The 22,574-nt window shown below is 46.2% G+C and carries 32 protein-coding genes and 4 pseudogenes; 13 read left to right on the top strand and 23 right to left on the bottom strand.

The features are described 5' to 3' along the window. Window positions 1–9 precede the first annotated feature (9 nt). The 5 genes from JCM16159_RS05905 to mqnC form a co-directional block, all read right to left on the bottom strand. Window positions 10–351, bottom strand: coding sequence for a Rieske (2Fe-2S) protein (locus JCM16159_RS05905; RefSeq protein WP_054857251.1), 342 nt, complete (start codon window positions 349–351; stop codon window positions 10–12). A gap of 76 nt (window positions 352–427) precedes the next feature. Beyond that, window positions 428–835, bottom strand: coding sequence for a type II toxin-antitoxin system VapC family toxin (locus JCM16159_RS05910; protein ID WP_054857252.1), 408 nt, complete (start codon window positions 833–835; stop codon window positions 428–430). After that, on the bottom strand, window positions 822–1,058 hold the full coding sequence (locus tag JCM16159_RS05915; RefSeq protein ID WP_054857308.1) for a hypothetical protein: 237 nt from the start codon (window positions 1,056–1,058) through the stop codon (window positions 822–824). The genes JCM16159_RS05910 and JCM16159_RS05915 overlap by 14 nt, the downstream gene beginning before the upstream one ends. A gap of 35 nt (window positions 1,059–1,093) precedes the next feature. After that, window positions 1,094–1,447, bottom strand: coding sequence for a retroviral-like aspartic protease family protein (locus tag JCM16159_RS05920; protein ID WP_054857253.1), 354 nt, complete (start codon window positions 1,445–1,447; stop codon window positions 1,094–1,096). A gap of 28 nt (window positions 1,448–1,475) precedes the next feature. After that, window positions 1,476–2,576, bottom strand: coding sequence for a cyclic dehypoxanthinyl futalosine synthase (gene mqnC / locus JCM16159_RS05925; protein WP_054857254.1), 1,101 nt, complete (start codon window positions 2,574–2,576; stop codon window positions 1,476–1,478). Between the two features lie 101 nt (window positions 2,577–2,677). On the opposite strand from mqnC, the gene JCM16159_RS05930 reads away from it, so the two are divergent. The 3 genes and pseudogenes from JCM16159_RS05930 (at window position 2,678) to JCM16159_RS05940 (ending at window position 5,338) form a co-directional block, all read left to right on the top strand. Further along, complete coding sequence (locus JCM16159_RS05930) at window positions 2,678–3,769, top strand: CofH family radical SAM protein (RefSeq protein WP_054857255.1); 1,092 nt, start codon at window positions 2,678–2,680, stop codon at window positions 3,767–3,769. A 130-nt stretch (window positions 3,770–3,899) separates the two neighbouring features. Continuing rightward, a complete protein-coding gene (locus tag JCM16159_RS05935) occupies window positions 3,900–4,514 on the top strand; it encodes an MqnA/MqnD/SBP family protein (protein WP_243666167.1) in 615 nt (204 codons plus the stop codon). A 24-nt stretch (window positions 4,515–4,538) separates the two neighbouring features. Further along, a pseudogene (locus tag JCM16159_RS05940) lies at window positions 4,539–5,338 on the top strand (menaquinone biosynthesis family protein). A gap of 1 nt (window position 5,339) precedes the next feature. Here the strand turns inward: JCM16159_RS05940 and JCM16159_RS18825 are convergent. From JCM16159_RS18825 to JCM16159_RS05955, 5 genes and pseudogenes are all read right to left on the bottom strand, one after another. Continuing rightward, window positions 5,340–6,406: pseudogene (locus JCM16159_RS18825) on the bottom strand (CaiB/BaiF CoA transferase family protein). Window positions 6,407–6,507: 101 nt separating this feature from the next. Continuing rightward, window positions 6,508–6,843 carry a PaaI family thioesterase gene (locus tag JCM16159_RS05950; RefSeq protein WP_243666079.1) on the bottom strand — a complete coding sequence of 112 codons (336 nt, stop codon included), beginning with the start codon at window positions 6,841–6,843 and terminating at the stop codon, window positions 6,508–6,510. After that, the gene (locus JCM16159_RS15280) at window positions 6,815–6,964 is read right to left on the bottom strand and encodes a hypothetical protein (RefSeq protein WP_243666080.1); all 150 of its coding nucleotides are present in this window, start codon (window positions 6,962–6,964) and stop codon (window positions 6,815–6,817) included. Before JCM16159_RS15280 ends, JCM16159_RS05950 begins: the two co-directional genes overlap by 29 nt. 150 nt (window positions 6,965–7,114) lie before the next feature. After that, a complete protein-coding gene (locus tag JCM16159_RS15285) occupies window positions 7,115–7,285 on the bottom strand; it encodes a hypothetical protein (RefSeq protein WP_243666081.1) in 171 nt (56 codons plus the stop codon). A gap of 367 nt (window positions 7,286–7,652) precedes the next feature. Next, the gene (locus tag JCM16159_RS05955) at window positions 7,653–8,246 is read right to left on the bottom strand and encodes a 50S ribosomal protein L5 (RefSeq protein WP_054857256.1); all 594 of its coding nucleotides are present in this window, start codon (window positions 8,244–8,246) and stop codon (window positions 7,653–7,655) included. 170 nt (window positions 8,247–8,416) lie between these two features. On the opposite strand from JCM16159_RS05955, the gene JCM16159_RS15290 reads away from it, so the two are divergent. Genes JCM16159_RS15290 through JCM16159_RS15305 form a run of 5 tightly spaced genes read left to right on the top strand, consistent with a single transcriptional unit; the run spans window position 8,417 to window position 10,626 of the window. Beyond that, window positions 8,417–9,076 carry an MFS transporter gene (locus tag JCM16159_RS15290; RefSeq protein WP_243666082.1) on the top strand — a complete coding sequence of 220 codons (660 nt, stop codon included), beginning with the start codon at window positions 8,417–8,419 and terminating at the stop codon, window positions 9,074–9,076. Continuing rightward, entirely contained in the window at window positions 9,052–9,777 is a 726-nt protein-coding gene (locus JCM16159_RS15295) for an MFS transporter (RefSeq protein ID WP_243666083.1), read from the top strand. The genes JCM16159_RS15290 and JCM16159_RS15295 overlap by 25 nt, the downstream gene beginning before the upstream one ends. Before the next feature lie 45 nt (window positions 9,778–9,822). After that, on the top strand, window positions 9,823–10,239 hold the full coding sequence (locus tag JCM16159_RS05965) for a DUF86 domain-containing protein (protein WP_054857257.1): 417 nt from the start codon (window positions 9,823–9,825) through the stop codon (window positions 10,237–10,239). Continuing rightward, window positions 10,229–10,381, top strand: a complete 153-nt coding sequence (locus JCM16159_RS15300) for an H-NS histone family protein (protein WP_243666084.1) — start codon at window positions 10,229–10,231, stop codon at window positions 10,379–10,381. The genes JCM16159_RS05965 and JCM16159_RS15300 overlap by 11 nt, the downstream gene beginning before the upstream one ends. A 29-nt stretch (window positions 10,382–10,410) precedes the next feature. Beyond that, on the top strand, window positions 10,411–10,626 hold the full coding sequence (locus JCM16159_RS15305; protein ID WP_243666169.1) for a hypothetical protein: 216 nt from the start codon (window positions 10,411–10,413) through the stop codon (window positions 10,624–10,626). 40 nt (window positions 10,627–10,666) lie between these two features. On the opposite strand, the gene JCM16159_RS15310 is transcribed toward JCM16159_RS15305, so the two are convergent. The 4 genes and pseudogenes from JCM16159_RS15310 to JCM16159_RS05975 all read right to left on the bottom strand — a co-directional run bounded on the left by JCM16159_RS15310 (window position 10,667) and on the right by JCM16159_RS05975 (window position 12,355). After that, window positions 10,667–10,837 carry a hypothetical protein gene (locus JCM16159_RS15310; protein ID WP_243666085.1) on the bottom strand — a complete coding sequence of 57 codons (171 nt, stop codon included), beginning with the start codon at window positions 10,835–10,837 and terminating at the stop codon, window positions 10,667–10,669. A 210-nt stretch (window positions 10,838–11,047) separates the two neighbouring features. After that, on the bottom strand, window positions 11,048–11,359 hold the full coding sequence (locus JCM16159_RS15315) for a hypothetical protein (RefSeq protein WP_243666086.1): 312 nt from the start codon (window positions 11,357–11,359) through the stop codon (window positions 11,048–11,050). Then, window positions 11,347–11,580: a hypothetical protein gene (locus JCM16159_RS15320; RefSeq protein ID WP_243666087.1), complete on the bottom strand. Its 234-nt coding sequence runs from the start codon at window positions 11,578–11,580 to the stop codon at window positions 11,347–11,349. Before JCM16159_RS15320 ends, JCM16159_RS15315 begins: the two co-directional genes overlap by 13 nt. A 46-nt stretch (window positions 11,581–11,626) precedes the next feature. Beyond that, window positions 11,627–12,355, bottom strand: a pseudogene (locus tag JCM16159_RS05975) (ABC transporter ATP-binding protein). Window positions 12,356–12,468: 113 nt separating this feature from the next. Here JCM16159_RS05975 and JCM16159_RS05980 point away from each other — a divergent pair. From JCM16159_RS05980 to JCM16159_RS15325, 3 genes are all read left to right on the top strand, one after another. Next, window positions 12,469–14,106 (top strand): COG1361 S-layer family protein, encoded by a 1,638-nt coding sequence (locus JCM16159_RS05980; RefSeq protein WP_054857309.1) that lies wholly within the window; start codon window positions 12,469–12,471, stop codon window positions 14,104–14,106. A 90-nt stretch (window positions 14,107–14,196) separates the two neighbouring features. Beyond that, on the top strand, window positions 14,197–15,057 hold the full coding sequence (locus tag JCM16159_RS05985) for an ABC transporter permease (RefSeq protein WP_243666088.1): 861 nt from the start codon (window positions 14,197–14,199) through the stop codon (window positions 15,055–15,057). Between the two features lie 38 nt (window positions 15,058–15,095). Beyond that, entirely contained in the window at window positions 15,096–15,335 is a 240-nt protein-coding gene (locus tag JCM16159_RS15325) for a hypothetical protein (protein WP_243666089.1), read from the top strand. 32 nt (window positions 15,336–15,367) lie between these two features. Here JCM16159_RS15325 and JCM16159_RS15330 read toward each other — a convergent pair whose 3' ends face one another. The 4 genes from JCM16159_RS15330 to JCM16159_RS15345 all read right to left on the bottom strand — a co-directional run bounded on the left by JCM16159_RS15330 (window position 15,368) and on the right by JCM16159_RS15345 (window position 17,001). Beyond that, on the bottom strand, window positions 15,368–15,673 hold the full coding sequence (locus JCM16159_RS15330) for a hypothetical protein (RefSeq protein ID WP_243666090.1): 306 nt from the start codon (window positions 15,671–15,673) through the stop codon (window positions 15,368–15,370). After that, window positions 15,666–15,908 carry a hypothetical protein gene (locus JCM16159_RS15335; protein WP_243666091.1) on the bottom strand — a complete coding sequence of 81 codons (243 nt, stop codon included), beginning with the start codon at window positions 15,906–15,908 and terminating at the stop codon, window positions 15,666–15,668. The genes JCM16159_RS15330 and JCM16159_RS15335 overlap by 8 nt, the downstream gene beginning before the upstream one ends. Before the next feature lie 146 nt (window positions 15,909–16,054). Beyond that, entirely contained in the window at window positions 16,055–16,303 is a 249-nt protein-coding gene (locus JCM16159_RS15340; RefSeq protein WP_243666092.1) for a hypothetical protein, read from the bottom strand. A 554-nt stretch (window positions 16,304–16,857) separates the two neighbouring features. Continuing rightward, window positions 16,858–17,001, bottom strand: a complete 144-nt coding sequence (locus JCM16159_RS15345; RefSeq protein WP_243666093.1) for a hypothetical protein — start codon at window positions 16,999–17,001, stop codon at window positions 16,858–16,860. A gap of 346 nt (window positions 17,002–17,347) precedes the next feature. Between JCM16159_RS15345 and JCM16159_RS06000 the strand changes: the two genes are divergently transcribed. Then, window positions 17,348–17,878, top strand: a complete 531-nt coding sequence (locus JCM16159_RS06000) for a hypothetical protein (protein ID WP_054857258.1) — start codon at window positions 17,348–17,350, stop codon at window positions 17,876–17,878. Between the two features lie 16 nt (window positions 17,879–17,894). On the opposite strand, the pseudogene alaXM reads toward JCM16159_RS06000, so the two are convergent. From alaXM to JCM16159_RS06015, 4 genes and pseudogenes are all read right to left on the bottom strand, one after another. Beyond that, window positions 17,895–18,616, bottom strand: a pseudogene (gene alaXM / locus JCM16159_RS06005) (alanyl-tRNA editing protein AlaXM). 93 nt (window positions 18,617–18,709) lie between these two features. After that, window positions 18,710–18,964, bottom strand: coding sequence for a hypothetical protein (locus tag JCM16159_RS15350; RefSeq protein ID WP_243666094.1), 255 nt, complete (start codon window positions 18,962–18,964; stop codon window positions 18,710–18,712). Window positions 18,965–18,984: 20 nt separating this feature from the next. Then, a complete protein-coding gene (locus JCM16159_RS06010; protein ID WP_243666095.1) occupies window positions 18,985–19,899 on the bottom strand; it encodes an ArgE/DapE family deacylase in 915 nt (304 codons plus the stop codon). Window positions 19,900–19,914: 15 nt separating this feature from the next. Further along, window positions 19,915–20,910, bottom strand: a complete 996-nt coding sequence (locus JCM16159_RS06015) for a histidinol-phosphate transaminase (protein WP_243666096.1) — start codon at window positions 20,908–20,910, stop codon at window positions 19,915–19,917. A gap of 94 nt (window positions 20,911–21,004) precedes the next feature. Here JCM16159_RS06015 and JCM16159_RS06020 point away from each other — a divergent pair, with 94 nt between their 5' ends. Continuing rightward, window positions 21,005–21,445 (top strand): PadR family transcriptional regulator, encoded by a 441-nt coding sequence (locus JCM16159_RS06020; RefSeq protein WP_054857259.1) that lies wholly within the window; start codon window positions 21,005–21,007, stop codon window positions 21,443–21,445. Here the strand turns inward: JCM16159_RS06020 and JCM16159_RS06025 are convergent. Next, on the bottom strand, window positions 21,442–22,476 hold the full coding sequence (locus tag JCM16159_RS06025) for an ATP-binding cassette domain-containing protein (RefSeq protein ID WP_054857260.1): 1,035 nt from the start codon (window positions 22,474–22,476) through the stop codon (window positions 21,442–21,444). The two genes, JCM16159_RS06020 and JCM16159_RS06025, sit on opposite strands and share 4 nt — an antisense overlap. Window positions 22,477–22,574 lie beyond the last annotated feature (98 nt).

Consider the following 22,574-nt stretch of genomic DNA (forward strand, 5'->3'; position numbering starts at 1 on the left):
TGCCATTTCTTAAACATCAATCTCGAGAAATCCATCCTGGGTGACTCTGACCTTGTAGGTTGGTAGTGGCGCCTTGACATCGGCGTACTCACACTTAACCTCAGGCCTAACCTGCGGCTTCTCAATCATCTCGCCAGTTCTAACGTCGTACTTGGCCTGGTGTGCTGGGCATGTGGCTACGTAACCATTGACATCCGTTAATAGGGCACACCCCATGTGGGCGCATATGGCGAGCGTTCCGTAGTAGTTATCGCCGTATTTAACCACGAGTATTGGCTTATTGTCAACCCAGGTAATCACGGAGTTCCTCTTCTCAAAAACCTTGACCAGTATGGAAACCCTCCTCCACATAACAAGACCCAGGGCATAGTCACCTGCTAATTAAGTTTATTGCACAGGCACGAGCTAAAATAACTAATGGGAAGCCCTACATGAGTATTACTGATATGCCTAATTTCCTGGCAACGCTAGCCTGCTCCTTATCGCTCGTTAGAAGGGTTCCTCTCTTCAATGCCTGAGCTATGTATAGGGAGTCATACACAGTAATGCCGTTATGTAACGCGATCGTAAAAGCATCAGATATGTATTGTTCTTCAGGCTCCAGTATTATAACGCCGGTATCGACTAATTCGATCACTGCATTAATTAATTCCTGGGCAATATAATCGGCAATTATTTGTCTTTTAACGTATTTCCATAATGCATTGGCTACCTCCTTAATTATGAGGTCAACTGAATAAATTGGTTTATTAACACGTATAAATTCAGAAATATCCCTCCATCCCACTTCCTTTAACACGTACTTAGCCAGGGTCGACGCATCAATGACTATCACGATCCTCTCTCACGAGAGACACGATAGAACCAGTAGGTGACTCGGGAAGTTTCTCGATAATACTATTTAGCCTATTCAATGCTTCCTCCTGCCTAATTTCGGTGATTCGCCTAATTATGAAGTTCCTAATTTCCTCACTCCAATTAATTACGCCTGAATACTTGTCCATAATTTCTTTCAATTCCTTTGGCACCCTTACCGTAATTACAACATTACCGCACATTAGTAATACAATAATGTAATACAAATTTAAACCCTTCACTTCATTAACATCCTGGCTGGGCGTAACTCCCTCCTGAATGGGTCCAAGACGAGCCCGAATATCTCAAGCGTGACTGTACCAAGTAGGTTCTCATCCTCTGTCTCACCAAGCACAACAGGCGTGTGCCTCTCACCATAACCCCTCAATTCGATTACAGCCTCCGAAACCCATCGTTTAATTACGGTACCGTCAGCAAGGACAAACTCCATTCCCTGCATAGGCCTAAGCCCGAGGTACTCCCAAACATCTCTTCTTAAGACCGTGTATATAGCCCCTGAATCGACAAGTAGCTTAACTGGTACGGACTTGTCCCCATGCTTAACCACGGCATCAACATAGACCAGGCCCATAATGTATCAATAATGTCCACCATAGCGCTTAGTTATATATTTTGATGATCCTGTACCAATTATCTCTCTCGGCAGGTGTTAAACCTAAACCCCTAATTAAGTTTGTGACGGTATCCCTTGTTAGTACGGGCATCTTAAGCCCCGTGGCCGGTATAACCCTTTCCTCATAAAGTGTACCGCCAAAGTCATTGGCGCCGAACTTAAGGGCCAGCTGCGCAACCTCAAGCCCATTCGTTAACCAACTCGACTGTATATTGGGCAGTTCATTCTTAAACACGAGCCTGGCCACGGCAATGACCCTCAGGAGGGTGGCTGAGGTCAGTGGGTACGGAACCTCCCTAGTCAACTCACTATTGCCTGGCTCAAAGTTCCAGGCGGTGAATGATAGGAATCCATGTGTCCTCCTCTGAAGCTCAATTATCCTATATAGGTGCTCCGCCCAATCACTCACAGTCTCCACGTGTCCGTACATCATGGTTGCATTGCTCATTATACCCATCCTGTGCGCCGTCTCCATTATGCCTAGCCAGGTCTCGGTGTCGATCTTGTGAGGTGCAATGGCTTTCCTCACATTATCAACCAGTATTTCACCGCCACCGCCAGCCAGCGTGTCCATACCGACGTTCCTAAGCCTATCTAGGACCTCCGAATAGCTCATCCTATGTTTCCTCGCTAGGTAATCGATTTCTATTGGGCTTAACCCATGGATTGCGACGTGAGGCAACCTAGCCTTTAATGCCTTGAATAACTCCTCGTAATACTCAATGCCTAGCTCAGGGTTTATACCTCCCTGCACCAGGACCTGCCTAATACCAAGCTCCCTATCAATGGCGACAACCCTCCGCACAGCCTCCTCAACACTCAATGTATAGGTCTCGGGGTGCCCCGGCGGTCTGTAAAAGGCGCAGAACCTGCATGCTATTACGCACACGTTCGTGTAGTTAAGTATCATGTTTGGTATGAAGGTAACCACGTTACCGAAGTACCTCCTGGTCAGGTACTCGGCGGCGGACCCAAGCTCCCATAGGTCGGCCTTAAATAATTCCTCAATATCACGTGGGCCCAGTTTCTCCTCATAAATGGCCTTCTCAACAATTGGACTCCAATTATTACCCACGTCATTATGCATTTATGGCATTATTTAAGTTATTACGTTATGTTTTTAATAATTGAGGTAAATAGAATCAAAAGACCAATGCTTAAAAGGAATTCAAATACCAACGTAGTGTTATGTGCACAATAGATGATTTACGTAATGCCGTGATCAACGGCATTACTAAGGCTGATGCTGAGGAATTCATGACGGAGTGTGACTTTAAGGATCTGGCTCACGTCGCGAATGAACTTACGAGAAAGATAACTGGGGATACCGCGACCGTGGTTAATAACGTCGTCATCAATTACTCAAACATATGCGTGGCCCAATGCCCAATATGCGCCTTCTACAGGCCTAAGGGTCACCCTGAGGCCTATGTTAGAACCCCTGAGGAGATAACAAAGGGCGTGCTGGAGGCCAAGGCACGCTTTGGCGTGACGGAACTGCACATAAACGGCGGATTCAACCCAGACCTAGGCATTGAGTACTTCGAGAATGTATTTAGATCAGTTAAGAAGGCGGCGCCTGACGTAATTATTAAGGGGCCCACGGCGGCGGAGATAGACTTCTACGCGAGGGTTTGGAGGATGAGCACGAGGGAGGTCCTCGAGAGGTTCAGGGAGGCTGGTCTTGATGCGCTTAGCGGCGGTGGTGCGGAGATACTGAATGAGGAGGTTAGGAGAGTGATAACTCCGTATAAGTTCAATGCAGAGGCCTGGCTCAGGATCCAGGAGGAGGCCCATAGGGTTGGTCTTATGAGCAATGCAACCATGCTCTACGGCCATATCGAGAAGCCGAGGCACATCGTTGAACATGTATTCGCGATTAAGGAGGTCCAGGAGAGGACCCATGGAATACTCCTCTTCATACCAATAAAGTTCGTTCCCTGGAACACGAAATTGTATAGGGATGGCTTAGTTAAGGGGCCAGCACCAACAGAGTATGATGTAAAGGTCGTAGCCATTTCAAGGCTGATACTTGGTGATTCCATTAAGAGGATAGGCGCGTACTGGATTTCAACGGGTAAAAGATTGGCTTCGACGTTATTGATGGCCGGAGCCAACGACCTCGTTGGCACTATGATTAATGAACAGGTACTTAAGCAGGCGGGTTCTAGGGAGTCGGTAACGCTCAGCGAGTTGGCGCACATAGCCCGTGAGGCTGGGTTAAGGCTGTTCCTGAGAGATACATTCCATAGAATACTCACTGGGGTGGACATTGCATAGAGATGGTGATGATGAACATAGTCAGGCTAAAGTATGCTCACTCAGACCCACTCTTCTATTACTCGGGGCTTAACCAATATGGGCCAGCAATAATGAGTCAATTAGGCTGCTTCTTGAGGGCAAGGCAAGCATCGGCTTTGTACCGCTAACGTACGCCGCACATAACTGTGATGTGTTATATGTCGTCCCTAGGTTCGCTATTTACAGTGACGGGCCAGTTATATCCGCTAGGTTATTCAGGGGCCTGGGTACTGGGTACGCGGCCGTTAGTGACACAAGCGTTAATGCAATGGCCGTGAGGAGACTATTGGGTATTGACCTTAAGGTCATTGATGATCCATACAGGGCATTGAGGGATTTCGGCGCTGTGCTCGTTATTGGTGATGATGCCTTAAGAATGGTCGATGCTGGTTATCCGTATATACTGGACGTGGGTGAGCTATGGAGGGAGAGGGTAGGCCTGCCTCTGGTGTATGCGGTCATGGCCGTGACTAGGAATTATGATGAGGAGGAGTTGAACGTGGTTATAAATACCATCGAGAAATCTCTCTATCTCTTTGAGGAGGATCCAGAACCTGTTATTCAGTATACCGCGGGCAGGCTTGGTGTATCCAGGGAGTTAATTAGGCAGTACTTCAGGGCTATTAGGTATAGGGTCGATGATAGGGTTATTTCAGGGATTAATGAGGAACTGAGGACATTCGGTATAAATAATTGCCTACGTTTCCTAGGCAATAAAACTTAATACCACGGGTAAGGCCCCAGCCTGATGGAGTTATTAATTGGGCATAGTCCTGACCCGGATGACGCATTCATGTTCTACGCACTGAAGAAGGGCTTAATTAAAGCGTCATTCACGGTAAGGGAATTCTTAGTCGATATTGAAACGCTGAATAAGTTGGCGATACATGGTAGGATTGACGTCACGGCAGTGAGCACGCATGCCATGGCATACATAGGAAGTAAATACTACATACTCAGGGTCGGCGCTTCCATGGGGCTTAGGTACGGCCCCGTCGTCGTGGGTAATACCGCAAAGCCTGAGTTAGTCGCGGTACCAGGCACGTACACCACAGCAACACTATTGGTTAAGCTCGCAATACCCAATGTAAAGACCGTAGAGGTACCTTTCGATAAGATCATGGACGCGGTAAAGGCCGGCGTAGTTGATGCAGGCGCATTAATACATGAGGGGCAAATAACTTATGAGAGGTATGGGCTTAGGAAGATCATAGACCTAGGTGAGTGGTGGTATGAGGAGACGAAGCTGCCAACACCCCTTGGCCTGGACGTTGTTAAGGCCTCCCTGGGAATTGACGTGGCCAAGGCCGTTAAGGAGGCACTACTGGAGTCTATCGGGTACGCAATGATTCACAGGGAGGAGGCCCTGGCGTATGCATGGAATTCTCGAGGGGCCTAAACATGGTTGACACTGATAGGTTCGTTAAGATGTACGTGAATGAGTACACCATGGACATGGGGGTTGACGGCGAGAGGGCAATTAGGGTATTACTAGAAATGGGTCACGAAGATGGTTTACTGCCTGAACCCCAATTATTATTCGTCTAGGTCACTTAATCACCACACCCAGTTCGGTTAGTCTACTTATTTCATCATGCGATAGGCCAAGTTCCATTAAAATCTCCACGGTGTTTTCACCTAGCCTCGGTGCCCTGCCCCGCGATCTAGGTCTGGCGTCATTTATTACTAATGGGTTGAGGAATTCATTTACATTAAAACCTCTCGCAACTAATTGAGGGTCTTTCTCAAGGTCCTTTATAGAATTTACGGGGGCTGCTGGTACGTCGTGGCTCCAAAGGAGTTTAAGAGCCTCGGCAACGGTGTACTTACCGAATTCCCTACTTAGCTCATTAATGGCTTCCTTATCGAACTGCCTATTGATTAGGTCTTCACGGTTTAAGGCCCTGCATAACCCTCGCCAGAACTTGGTCTCTATGGCGCCAATGGTTATGTAACCATCCCTGCATTTGTAAACGTTATAGAACGGGTACTTACCAGTTAGGCTTGGGTCTGCGCCCTCGTAGGTGATCGCCATGTTCAGCGTATTGAAGAGTAACGCGGCCTCCATCATGGAGACCTCAACCCTACCACCAACACCACGTAGTAGTAGGCTTAGGACACCAATCACGCATAGCAGGGCTGAACCGACATCAGCAACCTGCACAGTGAGTGGCCTTGGCACTCCATCGCTGAATAGACCTGGGTCTAGTAGGCCCGCAACGCTGACTGTATTAATGTCGTGGTTTGGAAGCCTGAGTACGGGCCACCCCCTCCATAACCATTTATTGAGCAGTAAACAACCCTGTCATTAATTTCCCTGAGTCTCCCATAATCAATGCCAAGCTTCTCAGCAACACCGGGTCTAAAGCCCTCGACAATCACGTGACTGCTCCTGACCAATTTATAGAATAATTCCCTGCCCTCCTCAGTCTTCAGATTAATTGCTACGCTCTTTTTACCGGTGTTCAACCATTCAAAAAGCTTTGGCGAGATCTCCCTTAGGTAATCACCGGTCTCCGTATCCTCAACCTTAATAACGTCAAAGCCGAGATCAACAAACATTCTAGTAGCAACACCACCAGGATAAAGTCTGGTTAGATCTAAAACCCTAAACATTGTGTATGCTGCATGTTTTAATTAATAAGTGTTTAACACGTGTTTGATTTAGGGATTGCCATTGTTCCTCTGCCCGTTGTTCTTAACCATGAACCATGTCCCTATCCCAACTGCACACAGCTTCTTGTTTGCATCGTATACATGACCCTCAGCAACGGCCAAGTGCTTACCAGCCTGATCACCCTGCCCTCCACGGTGAATGGCCCATTTATCAACGGCTCAAGGAAGTGAACCTTAAGCTCTGCAGTGTATTGATTAATACCATCGTTAACGGTCATGACGGCGGTGCCAAGTACGGTATCGATTATGGTCATAACAACGCCACCGTGAACCATACCCCCTTGCCTAAGTATCTCACGCTTATAGGGAAAGACAGCCTTAACATAGCCGTCATTTACCTCCACGAACTCAAGGCCAATGAAGTTGAATAAGCTCATTACGCAGGTAATTGTTCATTAAATCAGCAATGTTAAGACCAGTAGATCTAGCCTTAAGAAACAGCTCCCTAACACTACTTATTGATCCAGCCATTTTAATCAACTCATCCCATGCTGACACGTAATATAGGTGAGGGAAGGCCTATTTAAACAAAGTTGTGCTGATAAGTAAATAGTGATAAGTAACCTATAAAGTTGAAGATGACTTACTCATGGCAAGTGAGACCAACAGTACTACTTAGTGGTAGCCCAATGGCTAAAGGCTACACCACTAGTTAAGGGGGTAGTTCGAAATAATAACCCAATACCTAAGCCAAATAGAAACACTAATACCACTAATACCAATAACATACGTAACAATGATTGAACTCAATACCTGCCAATCAGCAAATGGCTTCATTAATGGTAGACTTGGGATAGTCAGTTCCTTAATCCAGTCCACTATATTAATTGGTATATCCAGTGATTAATATGTTGAATGAAATTTACGCAGCAATACGACTTGGCTTAACAATGCGGCGGTTAATGATTTAATAGTGACACAGTAACAGCATCATTCATAGCAAATTAAGGATAAGCAATTATAAATGATGTCATGACCCACTAACTACCTGGTGGTACGACCATATACTAATGGATTAACACGGACATGGCACTACCATCTACAATACTCAGTGCTATCGGTCAATTATAATATGTGCAGGAACATGAAGCATTGATACGTAAGTCATTGAACATAATGATGAAATACCGATCAATGCATCATGATAAAATAAATCATTAAAGTTATATTTCAAAATTTTACTCTTTTACTTTATTATTTTTACACCGAGAACCTCCTGGAAAAACTTCATTGCCTCAGTCCTACTAACCCTCTGATCCCTACCAACCTCGCTCCTAGCCCTCCTCCTATACATGACCCTTAACCCCGGTCTCGTGAGTACCGTGACTACATTTAAGCCCCACACACCAACTGCCGGGTCGTACTTGGTACCTGGTATCATTATGTGTTCCCTTATCCCGAAGGCCACGTTACCCCAGTCATCGAATGAACTCTCCCTCAGTGTGAAGTCCACCGCAGCTAATGCCCTAAGCAGGAACCAAACGGCCTTATTCCTTCTTAGGGTAACCGCCACACCAATTGGTTCCCCCTTCCTAATATTCCAGTCCTTAATTGACCTCTTGGCAAGTCTATAGCTTGGTTCCTGCTGTGTTAATTCCTCAAGTACCTTGGCAGCCTTCTCAAGTCTTTCACCGCTCTGCCCAACACCTATGTTGGCAACGACCTTCTCAATCCTAATAACCCTCATTGGATGATCAGCGGGCAATACAAACTTCCTCCAGTCCAGTTGATCCGGTGTTAATGTCTTTAAGTCCACCTGCGTTAGGTCTATTGCAGGCATCGTTTATGCGTGGGGAATAAGCATTAATAAAAATTTGCCTCATGGGCGTTGCGTTGATATATATGCATATTTATTTATAAATATGATAATTACTTTACTAACAAAAGCCCTATTAAGGTTTCAGCCACACGGATCATGATGTCGAGTAAAACGCCCTTTGAACCACTTGATTGGTCGAACCCAACACCAGGCACTTAAAGCTATTATTCATATCCGGCGCGGGCTTCTTTGCCGATGCCTATGACCTATTCGCAATATCAATAGCCCTAGTATTCCTAAGGCAGGTCTGGTCGCTAACGGCTTCAGAAATAAGCCTAATATCATCAGCCGCATTGTTCGGTGCGGTAATAGGCCCCTTCATATTCGGTAGGATAGGCGACATATTTGGTAGGAAGTACATATACGGAGTGGAGGCCGCACTACTAGCAGCTGGTGCCATAGTCTCCGCCTTCTCAGTAAACCCAACAATGCTGTGGATAACGAGGTTCATACTTGGACTCGGAGTTGGCGGTGACTACCCAATAAGCGCCACGCTAATGAGTGAATACGCGCCGGCCAGGAGCAGGGGCTTATTCATAGCTGGCGTCTTCTCAATGCAGGGCTGGGGCATAGTAACGGCTGCCCTATTGGGCCTGGGGCTATTAAATGCCAGGGTAAACCCAGACCTAGCCTGGAGGGTAATACTTGGTTTCGGCGCGGTGATGCCAGCACTTGTTATTTACTTTAGGCGTAGGGTCCATGAGACACCTAGATTTGAATACTTCGTTAAGGGCAACGTTGAAGCGCAAGGAGAGCCATTAGGGACGTGCTTAGGCAGGACGTGGAGATAAACGGCATAAATAATTATAGCAATGGTTTTCGCGATAACTTCCTGAGATACCTACCGGTGGTACTGGGTACGGCAATACCCTGGTTCGCACTTGACGTGTTCTTCTACGGTATGAACATATTTGGCCCATTCGTAACCTCGGCAATGGGACTAGCGAAGAATCCACTGGCTGGTATTTATGTTCAGTTATACGTTGTGCTAGCCTTTCTAGTCCCTGGCTACTACGTGGCTGCCTTCCTAGTGGATAAAATGGGTAGGAAGTCCATGCAGATAATGGGATTCTCAATCGTAGCCGCCACATACCTAGCGGCCGCCCTCATGCTTAGGAGTGGTGCAATATATCCAGTAGCCATAATAGCGCTGTACGGCTTAGCCCAGTTCTTCACCAACGTTGGTCCTAACGTAACGACGTTCATACTGCCAACCGAGGTGTTCCCAACGAGGTTCAGGACGACCGGTCACGGAATAGCCGCCGGCAGCGGTAAGTTGGGCGCAACACTCGCTGCACTATTCATTCCACTGCTCTTCCCAATAACAAGCAATTCATTGAACGCAACGGCTAAGTACATGGTGATGTCGAACCTATTACTCGTATTGGTTGCCGTGGCGATAATCGGTATAATATTCACAGCACTATTCATAAAGGAACCCAAGGGTAAGCCCCTGGAACTATCCTCGGGAGAACTAGGTATAAGTCAGTGACGTATTAAAAACAACCTTAAAATAAACAGGGCGTTAGAAACCAACGTGGGTGTTTCTAAGGAATTCATTAGGGGCCTTATTAGGGATGTTGAGGATGCGATAAATGAAATTGAAAGAATAACGAATAAGTCATACAATGAATTAAGCGATGAAGATAAAATGGCCATTAGGTATGAGTTAATAGTCATTGCAGAGGCGGTAATGGCGTTAGCAATGCATATAGTACGTAGAGACTTGAGTGAAAGACCTAGGACGCCGATAAATGCACTAATGATATTGAGGGATAAGGGCTTATTAATGGTGAATGAGTACGAGGATTTAACGAGACTTATAAGACTTAGGAACCTGCTTGTTCATAGGTATTGGGTAATCGATGATTACTTAATATATCAAAGCATTAAGTCGAACTTTAAAAACCTGGTGAGTTTCATAAGTAGGTTGAGGGATCGTTATGGAATTTAGTGGCGAGTATGTCTATCGCTCAATGGATCGTGAGGAGAGGGAATTAATTATTTCAAGAATTAGAGATATACTTAGGGAGTACGGTATCTCCCTTGGGATATTATTCGGTAGTTTCGTAGACTTAATGAGTTTAGGGACATAGACATTGCGGTTTACGGGAAGAATCTTGACCTGAATGAGTTATTAAGCCTTGGAACAAGGCTTGAGGAGGTACTCGGCATGCCTGTGGATGTCGTGCCACTAATCAATGTCGACCCTGAATTTAGGCTTTCGATAATGGAGCACGGCCTCATAATTCTTGAGGATGTTGATGGCCTATACGAGGCATTGATGAGTGAGGCACTTGATGAGTTATACCTGGTAATGCGTGATGATTCAATACAGTAGGTATGGCGCTTCCCTGAGGGTGCCCGTTGTTGGTCTATCATTAAACCCAGTATTTCCAGGGTCGTATTGTCTCAAGACCCAGGGCACCGGCTATGGCAAGCCGAAACTCCTCATCACTCCTAATCAAATCTAGCACAACCCTCCTCAACTCATCCCTACTAACCACGCCAACCCAATTACTAACATCGCAGGGATTAATAACCCTTCCCATTATGTTTAGTCGCACCATCATTAATTAGGGTTGCCATGCTTTGAATGTACAGAGCCACCGTAATTATAATAATTACGGTGACTCTCCAGGCCCAAAGCATGAAAGACTACTACGGATTAATGTGCGACTTTTGCTGTATCTCGTTTTGGGTATAACTTTAAGTTAGTGTTGATATTGCCCAGAAGATTATTAGGGCTATTAGTGTTGGTATTAATGCTTGGTAATGCTTGTTCCGTAGATCCTGGCAAATATGTAGGCCAGGAATAATGAACCTATTATCGTGAATGCCAGGCCAACTGCCAGTATTGCTGGTTCGCTTAGGATGCTACCATGCATTATCACTGCGTTAATTGAGTATTCAAATATTGGTGTGGTTATTACGATTGCCGTCTGCACCACACTCACGTAGAAGTAATTCCCACTGAGTAGCCAGGTGTCTGTGAAGCCGGTGTTAATTTTGAATGCCCTGAGTAGTGCCATGAGTATTGCAGCCTCTATTAACCAGCCGATCACCATGCCCACAAGGCTGTTACGGGCATTATTGTGGCCATGAATGAGGTGAACCCTGAAATATCGCTTTGGTTTACGGCAACACCCTCACTGCTTAGTTGTGACTCAATTTGTTGAGTAAGTATTGGCATTATGGTTGGTACAAGGATGTAGGCCATGTAGAGGTATGTGGCCACAGCAGCCATCACAAAGCCCACGAGGCCGGTAATTCTCAGAAAAGCCTTATTATTCATTGATGAGGACTAGGCGCCATGTTATTTAAATAAATTGCGCCTTGGTTTAAATGGTGGTTAGTTCCCTAATTAACTGTTCAATGCCCTCGTGTGCCTGTGGTACCTCGTAAGTCCTCGTTATCACGCCATCACTTATTCTGGAAACCCTGTGGCAATTACCTATCAACTCGAGGTTATGAGTAACCATGACAATCGTCATCCCAAGCTCCTTATTCAACTTCCTAAAGATATCCATTATCACCATGGTCGTCTTACTATCCAGGTTACCCGTGGCTCATCAGCCAGCAAAAGCCTTGGCCTGGCCACTATCGCCCTTGCAATCGCAACCCTCTGCTGCTCACCGCCACTGAGCTCATTGGGTCTCCTCCTGGCCTTGTTTCTGAGGCCAACCATTTCAAGAGCCTCAAGGGCCAGCTTTCTCCTTTGACTTGGGTCAACACCCCTGGCTATTAGCGGTAACTCAACGTTCTCGAGCACCGTCATCCTAGGTATTAAGTAGTATAGTTGGAATACGAAGCCCAGGAACTCATTCCTATACCTATCGAGCTCCGCGTTACTGAGTTTATGCAGTTCATAGGGGCCGACCCTCAGGTAGCCCTTACTAACCCTGTCCAAGCCGCCTATTAGGCTGAGTAGTGTCGTCTTGCCACTGCCGCTTGGCCCGACGATGCACCTGAACTCACCCTCCTTAATCTCAAGACTCAACACGTAGTGCTGGATAATCACCATAATACTTCCACACGTCCCTGCCTCGATAAACGACACGGCGAGTTATTACAACACCTCTTTAAAATACATACTCACCAAATACCCATATAGTGGAGATAGTAATAATGCGCGTATTTAAAGAGAGTATGGTTTATAAGAACATACGTGGCCTTAGGTTCGATGTCGAAAATGATAACTAATGAGTACGCATTAATAATAATCACGGCGTTAATCACACTACTGACCTTAATACCCCTGGCACAGGCGCAGCAGTACTCAAACACTGCACCACCCTTCTCAATAGTCAGCATATCACCGACACCATCACCAACCATTACGGGCGTTTCCAAGGTCTCAATAACACTAATATACACAGGTGGCTACTACCTATACAATACGGAGTTCTCCCTAACACCCTGCAGCGGCGCCGTGGTTTCTCAAAACCCTGTATTCATTGGTTGGTTAAACCCCGGACAGGAGGTCACGGTCACGTACCTAATAAACTCAACACTACCCATTAACTGCCAATCGACATTAACCATAAGCTGGGGTGCCGAGTACGAGACATCACCGAGGGCCCAGGTAACCACGTATATCGAGGTGGCTGGCTCAGGCTCCATGAACATAAACTTCCCACTGGTTATTTACGGTTCCCCAATAATCACGGCGCAGACCAATACGCAATACCTAGTCAGTAACCTTGCTAATCCGGTGGAGCTCGTGATAAGCAATAATGGTAGTGGCCCCATTTATGATCTACAGGCCAACGTGGGGATCGAGGGCGCCACCTTGGCTGCGGGCTCCAACACATTAATAATTGGGACGTTAAGCCCAGGAAGCAACTACACAACGATACTGTACGTACTACCAACGGGTAGTGGCCCAGTAACGATTACCATAAGTTACTCAGGCCTCGACGAAGTTGGCAATACTGTGAGCGGGAGTATTTCAATAAGCATGAGCGTTACCACGGTATCCTCAAGTCAAGTCATTGTTTACCCAGTCAATTCCTCGTTAAGTATTGGCTCTGGCAGATTAGCCATTGGTATTAGAAACGTGAACCCAGTGCCTATTTATAACGTGACCCTGGTCATTACCTCAACCCAGGGATTAAGCTTAACGGGTAATACCACGTATGACATTACCGAGATACCACCTGGATCCACTGATTATGTCTATGTACCCATCGCCGTGCCAATAACCTCGTCCTCGGTATCCATAACATACTCACTAACTTATCAATACACCGGTGGATACCCAGGAGGTATCCAGGGCACGATGACCCTCTCGGTGTTGAATAAACCATCAATACTAATCACCGGTTACCAAGTAGCGCCAACCCCATTGACGATTGGCGAGACGGGCTCCGTGTCCCTAAACTTCGTTAATACGGGGCCGGTACCAGCCTATAACCTAAACATAACCGCAATACCGGGCCCCGGCATTGAGATGATTAGTCAGTCAAGCACCTACATGGGCACGCTGAACTCCCAGCAGTTAAATGCTGTGGCCTTCAGTTTCACCATTATGAGAACCATGAATACTACCATAACCTTCCAAATACAGTACACGGACCAATTCGGGCAACAACATACTCAGTATTATACCGTGCCAATAACCGTGATTAAAAACGCAACACTAATTACGCAATCAGCATTTCCACAGACTGGACCGCAAGGCACCAACTATGGGTATTACTATAGGTATCATAGGGTCAATTTCTTCACTTACGTAATAATTACGCTGGCCGTAATAGCCGTAATAATGATAATCACCGTAGTTCTACTCCTGCGTAGGAGGCGCGGTGGTTCCTCATGAGGATTAGTGACTACTTTAAACTGGCGTGGAGTGCGGCGTGGGAGCGTAGGGGTAGGACCATAGGCGCCATTGTAGCATAGTAATAGCATAGTGGCCCTTGGTCTAGCCATAGGCATGGGGCAGGGGTATAAAGTATTAACCACGAGCTTCTTCGAGAGGGTCTTCGGAACAAACACCGTGTTCCTATTCCCAGGACAGAATTCCCAGCTAACGATCACCGACGTTTACGAGGTCATGGATATACCACATGTGACTAACGCCATACCGATCCTCTCCACGGTGGCTAAGGTAGATATTAATGGGCATGAGGTCACGGCCACGATAATAGGAGCCACGGAGCAGGAGATAATGCAGCTCTACGGAGTAACCTCACTGAGCAACGCCATACTGGCCGGCGCACCGGTACTATCACCTGGCCTGGCCTTGGTTGGTTACGACATCGCCTTCACAAGTACCGGACAGCAGATTGCCTATCCTGGGCAGGTCATGGTGATAACAACGCCAGGTGGTTCTGAGTTGACTTACACGGTAGGCGCCATAATGCAGCAGAGCGGTATTGGCGTCATCGGCTTGAATCCGAATAATGCCATATTCATTGATGAGAACACGTTCCTCTCTCAATTCGATCCGTCCGGCATAGTTGATGGAATAATCGTTTACGTGGACTCGCCAAGCAACATCAACTACGTTACCAACGAGTTAAAGGCCCTATTCCCAATGGACCAGGTACTAAACCTATCAACACTACTATCAAGCATTAACCAGTTCTTCACGGTGCTCGAGCTCTTCCTAGCCTTCATAGCCGGCATAAGCTTCGTAATAATCGGCATCTGGATGTTTGACACAATGATGATAAACGTTATTCAGAGGACTAGGGAGTTTGGGATAATGAGGGCTGTGGGCTTCAGCGGCAGGTCAATACCACTACTCCTCATTATCGAGCCGCGATAATAGCCATAATAGGCTCCGTAATCGGCACGGCACTGCTCATGGCCATAGTCAGCGCCTTCCCAGGCCCATCATCAATGATGGGGCCGGCCTTTGGAGGACCAGGCAGGGCCGTGAGGACTACCACCGCCACATCATCAATAATGCTACCCATAGCCCTAACACCACTCGACTACGCCGCAATATTTATACTGCCCATAGCCATAAACATAATCGCAGCCCTAGTACCAGCAATAAGGGCCATGAGAATACTACCGGCTCAAACCCTGCGTTATGAATGAAAGCAGTAACACAAATGAGCAGCATTTAAAACTCATAGTTTAAGCATGGCCTTTCTAAGTATTGGGTCTGCAATTACGTACTCCTCATTAAGTCTCTCCACAATGCCGTGATCCATCAACTCCCTGAGTAGTACGTAGAGTGACTTATCATTGATTGACTTATCCTCCGCAGCCTCAAGCGCCGCCTTTAACTCCCTCCAACCCCCTTTAACGAATAACTCCCTAAGCAATACCCTATACCTGGGACTCCTGTTGACTAGGAAGTTCCTGAGTTCATTAAGTGCCAGTGCTGTTGCTGACTCGAGGACCTCCTCAATGGATTGCTTACCCTCAATCACGTATTGATGGCCAACAGCCCCTTCTTAGGAAGTCCAGGGATTCATCAGGGCTGTGTCTCCTGGTGCTCACGAAGTGTATGTACCTGCCGAATAATGGGGCCTCGGGATCATTAACCCTGAGGAACCTATCCAATACCCCGACCTCTGATCCCGACAGCAGGAATTTCACATACCTCAAATTATCATATGTATACGTAAGTAACATGTTAAAGTCTACCCAAGTCGCCTTACTCAATTCCTAGGACCCATCAATGGCGATTACTACGGCCTTACCAATTCAGCGCCGAGGTCGTTAAGGGCATCGAGTAACTCACCAATGTTCATCCTACGGTATTCACCCAACCTAATTTCCACATGTATCGGCGATACCCCAACCCTAATTCACCTAACCCTGGATAGGGCATTCCCAACCCTGTTAATTATTGACCTATTCCTTGCCTGGAAGTCCTCAAGCCTACGCCTAATCAACCCAATAAGGTCAACCTGCCTAGGCCTTCTTGTAAACCTAATGTCGAGGTGAATGTATGGGTAACTAACCTCATTGAGCGCGACCCTCATTAACGATGTCTTACCAGTCCTCCTCAAGCCCCTGATGATTATTACCTTATCATTAATAATACCATTAATCAAGACCCTTTATTCAGTCTCGAAGTCGTATAAATCCTCCCTCCTGCTCTTAGGCTCAAGATTAAATAGCATATACCAGTTACTTACCCTATAGGTAAGCTTATTAACTTAGTGTGGAGCAAAGTGAATATTTTATGGTAATTTCAATACCAACTATATGTGATACGGCAAAGGCACTATTAAGTCACTTAACCCATATTGTGGAGATTTATTAAATAATAATCACTTCCTTGGCTTCAGTACTGCACCTAGTATTGCCAATACCACACCTATAATGCCAATTACTATACTCATAAGAAGAAATAAACCGACAGATGCAAGCCCATGATAAATATAGTACGTGATGGTCACGGGCACCGTATAATTGTTTACTAAATACAGAGTACCAGTGCCATTGCCTATTGGTGAGCAAGTCACAACATAAAGGCCATAGACATATCTTTGAAATATGATATATCTTTGAGATGCGTTAGGAGGTGCCGTAACGTAAAAATCCAGGGATTTATTAATAGAGTCCATATAGGACATGGTAAATACCTTACCTGGACTTACAACGCCTACTGCGATTTCCTCACCAGGCTTAAAGTCACCGTCATAACGGTGAGCCTTACCTGTCGGGCAAGTATGTACATGCCAAAGGCAAAAATCACAATAGCCACCATGATTAAAACCACGCCGGCCATCAATAAGCCCTTCCTCATACAATATCTCGAAAAACCACTTAATTAATAAGCACTGCTTCCCGGGGCTTGAATGAATTTTGTAAAGTCATAACTTGGACTTGAAGACCCACCGTGATTATATAATTACGGTGACTCTCCAGGCCCAAAACACGGCATCCCTTATTTAGTACTTATGTCTCTCATATTTAATTAGTTGATTTGGTATAATTCTTGGTATTATTTCTATTTTTTATTAGAGTAAAGCTTATAAACCCCTGTTTTATCCTAATTTTGATATATGTGGTTCTTGGAATAACGAGTGGGATGTCTTTGAGGGGGCTTTGAGGGTAGGTATAAAGGTCCCAGTGACATTAGAGATGTCCACGTGAGTGATGTTCCTAGGACTAACCACATACTTCACAGCTTCATAATCACAAATAATGATGGTGACCTTGTTCTTTGGTCCTTTGATATACCTGGTTATGAGACCCACATATACTCAATGATTAAGGAAACAGCAACGCTAATGCTTTGCCCAAGGATTGACAACTCCACATACCTACTACCCAACGTTTCGTTAGTTGGGGAATTGAATTCGATGCTATACAGGGATGCCAGGTCGGCTACGTACTTTGTTAAGCCTATGGATAGGTCCTTCCTATCCAGGGTTCTTAGGGACACGGTTAACGCCGCCAGGGCTTTGATAATGGAGAAGGTTAGTAACTTGTTTAGGTCTAGGGGCCTTGCCACGGTTAGATTAATGGATGAGCTTAGTGGTGTTAGTGATGATATAATTGTGTCGGCCAGGTTATGGGCCAGTAAGGGGTTTGCCGAGGAGGTTAGTGGTGTGTACTCACTGGTTGATTACGTTAGGTCATCCCTGGAATTAAAGAGGAGTAGGTCGAGGAGAAGGTAATTTTTACCTAAAATGGTTAGGGCTTCACCGTGTAGTAAACCCTCTTCTTATCCTTACCCCTACTCTCCGACTTCAGGAAGACAATCTCCCCAATCTCCCTAGTATTGGCCACGTGTGGTCCACCGTCAGCCTGAACATCGATGCCCTCGATCTCCACAATCCTCCACTCCTCACCAGGCGGTGGCTCCCTCTCGGCCAACTTAACAATGCCCGGTATCTTCATCGCCTCCTCCTTCCTGAGGAAGTAAATCTTCACTGGAATACCTCTCTTAACGACATCGTTGGCCTCCGCAATCAAGTCCTGAAATGCCTTCCTAAGCGCATCACCGCTCAGGGTTAGGTTGTAATCATCCCTGGCATACTCAGGGGTTATGTCGCCGCCGGTCACGAGGGCATTGTACTTCTTATAGGCCAGCGCGGCTATTATGTGCGTTGCCGTGTGAAGCTCATTAACCTATACCTCCTATCCCAATCGATTATGCCGTGAATAGCATCACCAGCCTTGAATCTGGGCTCTCTATCGAGGATGTGCACCGCATCCTCACCCTCCTTAACCACCTCCCTGACCACGTACTCCTCACCCTGCCAAACAAGCTTGCCAGTGTCATTGGCAACCCCACCACTCCTTGGGTGGAAAAGCGTTTGGTCGAGCCAGACCCTATTACCATCTATCCTAACCACAGTCGCATCAAATTCCCTCCTGTATGAGTCCCACCAGTAGAGGAATTTGGTTGGCATTGCTTTTAAACCCATAAGTAATTACTTAACAATTGCGCTACTTCTCAAGGCCAAAGAATCTCCTCACTGCGTAGGACATTACGTCGTGGGTCTTTAATAAGTCGTCAACTGTAACATACTCATTATACGCATGCGCCAGCGCCAACTCGCCAGGGCCGTAAACAACCGTTGGAATGCCCCTAGCCTCAGGTACCTACCGTCAGTGGCGCCAGTAACTATTATGGGTTTAGGCGTAGCACTGAGCACCTTCTCAATACCCTCATGGATAAGCCTAACAATGGTCTCCCCAGGACCCGTGTAGTTTGGCTCGCTTGTGTCAAGGACCTCAACATCAGCTATTCCACCCAACCCGTTCCTTAGGTGGTTAATTACCTGGTTCGGTGAGACTCCCGGTGGAACCTCATGTCTAGCTCAAGCTCTGCGTAGTCAGGGACCATGTTTATCTTTGAACCACCCCTAATAACCCCAGGATTAAAGGACACAGTACCAACAACCCTCTCGAAATCACTAAGCGTTAGGTTAAGGCCGGAGCCCCTTGAGACCTCCAGGTAAACCTCAGCCGAATTCTTAATAGCCTCCATCAATTCACTGGGTAGCTTAATACCCCTGTTAAACTCATTAATCAACTCCTCGGCCCTGCTAATTGCCCTAATGAGCTTCATGATAGCGTTATCACCAAGTACTGGTAAACTACCGTGGGCGGGCCTGCCCCTCGCCACGAGCTTGACCTGGCAAAGACCTTTCTCCCCAATGTAATACCTAAAACCGCCGGACGGCTCGGCAACTATCGCAGCATCACCAACTAACACACCATCTCTAACCAAGGCCTCGACACCTGGGTGTCCGCCGGTCTCCTCATCAGCCGTTGCCGAGAATATTAACGTACCGGATCCTTGTCTCTCAATTAATGGCGCTAACTCCGCGAATACGGTCATTATCACGGCTAAGCCGCCCTTCATGTCCGTGGCGCCCCTACCGTAGATCCTACCCTCAACGACCTTCCCCGAAAACGGTGGGTAAACCCACCTGGACTCATCACCGGGAGGAACGACGTCCATGTGGCCATTAAGTATGAGCACGGGCTTACCCTTACCAACCCTAGCAATCACGTTAGGCTTATCCTTAATATACTCCCTAACCTCACTTCTAAACCCCAAATCACCCAACCAATCCCTAATAAAACCAGCGATGTTAACGGTATAACCAGGAGGATTAACACTGGGCATCTGAATTAATCTAGATACTAGGTTTGGAATATTGTCTCTTAGATCCCTTTCGTTCATTATTCGATATTTGACTCAATACTTAATTTGCATTACCTCCATCAATGCGTTTAGGAAGTCGTTATTGATATCCTTACTCTTAATGCTGATTCTGAAGTAGCCCTTCGTTAGTGGTGGTATGTTTGATAGGTCACGTATTAGGAATCCGTGTTTGAGGAGTTCTTCACCGAGCCATGGTTTATGCCTTATCACGAAGTAGTGAGTCATTGATTCATAATAATCAATGCCGAGCTCCCTTAATGAGCTCAAAACCCTACTCCTCTCCTCCTCAACGTATTTAATCGTTAATTCCCTGAACCCATGGGCATGTTTCATGTACCTTGACACCGCATACTCTGCTATTGAGTTTACGGGCCACGTGGGCACCAAGTCCTCAATGCCGGCTTTAGTGAATACCGCGCCAACCCTGAGTCCAGGTACTGCCAGGAACTTGGTGTATGACTTAACGATAAAGACATTGTCATGGTTCAACGCATCCCTAATTAGTGACTCGCTAATTCTCACGAAATCCATGAAGGATTCATCGACGATTAACGCACCACCGCGCCTACCCAACTCCTTGGCTAACTCAAGCAATTGCTCACGCCTAATTAAGTAACCCATTGGTGAGTTTGGGTTTGAGAGGACAACGATAGTGCTTGGTGTCACATCATTGATCAGCGAGCTCACTAGGTCTCCACGCCCCCAATACTCGATTAACCTAGTTTCAGCATTTACGAGATTACCCAGTCGTAGGTAATCACCGTAGTTTGGTATGGGTATTATCACTCGCCGAGGCCTTAAATGCATGAATAGTAATTGCAGGGCCTCCGTGGCTCCATTGAAAACATACGTTAACTCAGGCCCAATACCTTCAAAATCCGCCAGTGAATCCCTTAATTCATCGCCAAGCTCCGTTGGGTAGTGCGAGTAATGACCATAATCCACACCCTCCTTAATTAGTTCAATCAATTCCTTTGGAGTACCCAGTGGTTCATGTTTGAGCTCATGTCTATTAACCCATACCTCCACCCATACCCGCCATGTCCCCTGGCACTCATGATCCAGTTTAGGATTTTGTGAGATAAGTTAAATAAATCCCCACTACTATTGAATTCGATAATTAATGTATCACGAGCATGGACGCTTCGGTCCACCGCCGCAGTGGTTCATAAAGAGGAGGGGTCTGAAGTACTTGATACTTTACCTACTCAGCAGTAGGGGTCCAATGACTGGTGCGCAGATTATTGATGAGATCGAGAGGTTGTCAATGGGCTTCTGGAGACCAAGCCCAGGCTCTGTCTACCCAGCCCTTGAGGAACTTGAGGCTGATGGCTTGATTAAGGTGGCGAGGGTTGAGGGCACTAAGAAGTATTATGAGGTCACTGATAGTGGTAAGGCCTTCATTGGATTACCAAGCATTGACAAGACTACGGCAGCGGTTAATGACTTCCTATCACTTGCCAAGTACATTATTGATAACTGGGATGTATTGAGTGAGGCAGATAGGGATAAAATCAAGAGTGTCCTTAGGGACCTCATTAAGGCAGTCGGTATTCAATGTTAGGCAACGCTATAGAGAACCACATGCGGCATCTTCAGTTCATCGATGAACCACTTATTCCTAACCTCCATTATTAATTGCTTACCATCAATATAATTACTCAATAACTTAGTGATTATGTTACCAAGACCCTCACCGAGGCAGAAATCGGCGTTTTCAATGAGTATTAATGACGGTTTCCTAGCCACCAATAACTGCGTGGTTAATGCCAGGATTGTCTTCATGTGGCATGGTAACTCATCACCAATGTGGACAAGGCCCCTCCTATCTATGTAAGAGAGCACCAGATCACCTCCGTACCAACCAGCCCTGAAATTCCTAAAGCCAAGCTCGCTAAAGATCTTCCTCAAAAACCTCACGTCCTGGTCCCTCCTTGGATCAGTAAATAATTGAGAGAGCACCTCAACGACGTGCTCGCCATGCTCGCCGATGAAGTCCGTGTATGAGGCATTAACATTTTTAACACGGCCCCTAAAGTCTATGTACGGGCCCATCCTATAAACACCCACTGAGGATAAGTACTCCCTAAGGACCTTAATGACCGTTAAGGCCGTGTCATAATCCTCAGAGGCGCTGCTCACGAGCTGCAGGGCCTGCCCCTTGGGCGTTAATCCATCTGGATTTAATAATACTGATGCATCGGCAACCTCCACATCCAGTGGGTACTTAACCCTACTAACGCCATTTCTAAGTTCAACAACCATGACCTCCCTTTCACCAACCCTCACAGCGCTGACATAACCATCATCAAAACCAACACTAATTGATATATTATCCCCCGAATAACCAACCTCCTCAAGTTTCCTCTTAACTCTATCATCAAGCGATATTGTAATCTCAACCCTAGCCTCACCAACCCTGGATAAATCCTCAAGAATTACCCTATCCCTGATCCCCCTGAAAACTCTCCATAATAACTCAATGATCATTGACTTGCCGGAACCAGGTGGACCGGTTATCACGGTTAAGGGCCCGGTCTCAATGTTGACATTTACTCCATTAAACCCCTTGATGTTCAACCTTGTTATTAACACATCATTATGTTAAAGAACCATTTATTAAAGTTGAGGTTCATGTATTGTGTATATCATGGATATATGGAATATATTAGAATACAGTGTAGTTTATATAT

The sequence above is a fragment of the Vulcanisaeta sp. JCM 16159 genome (genome assembly GCF_001316265.1).
Taxonomy (GTDB): Archaea; Thermoproteota; Thermoprotei; order Thermoproteales; family Thermocladiaceae; genus Vulcanisaeta.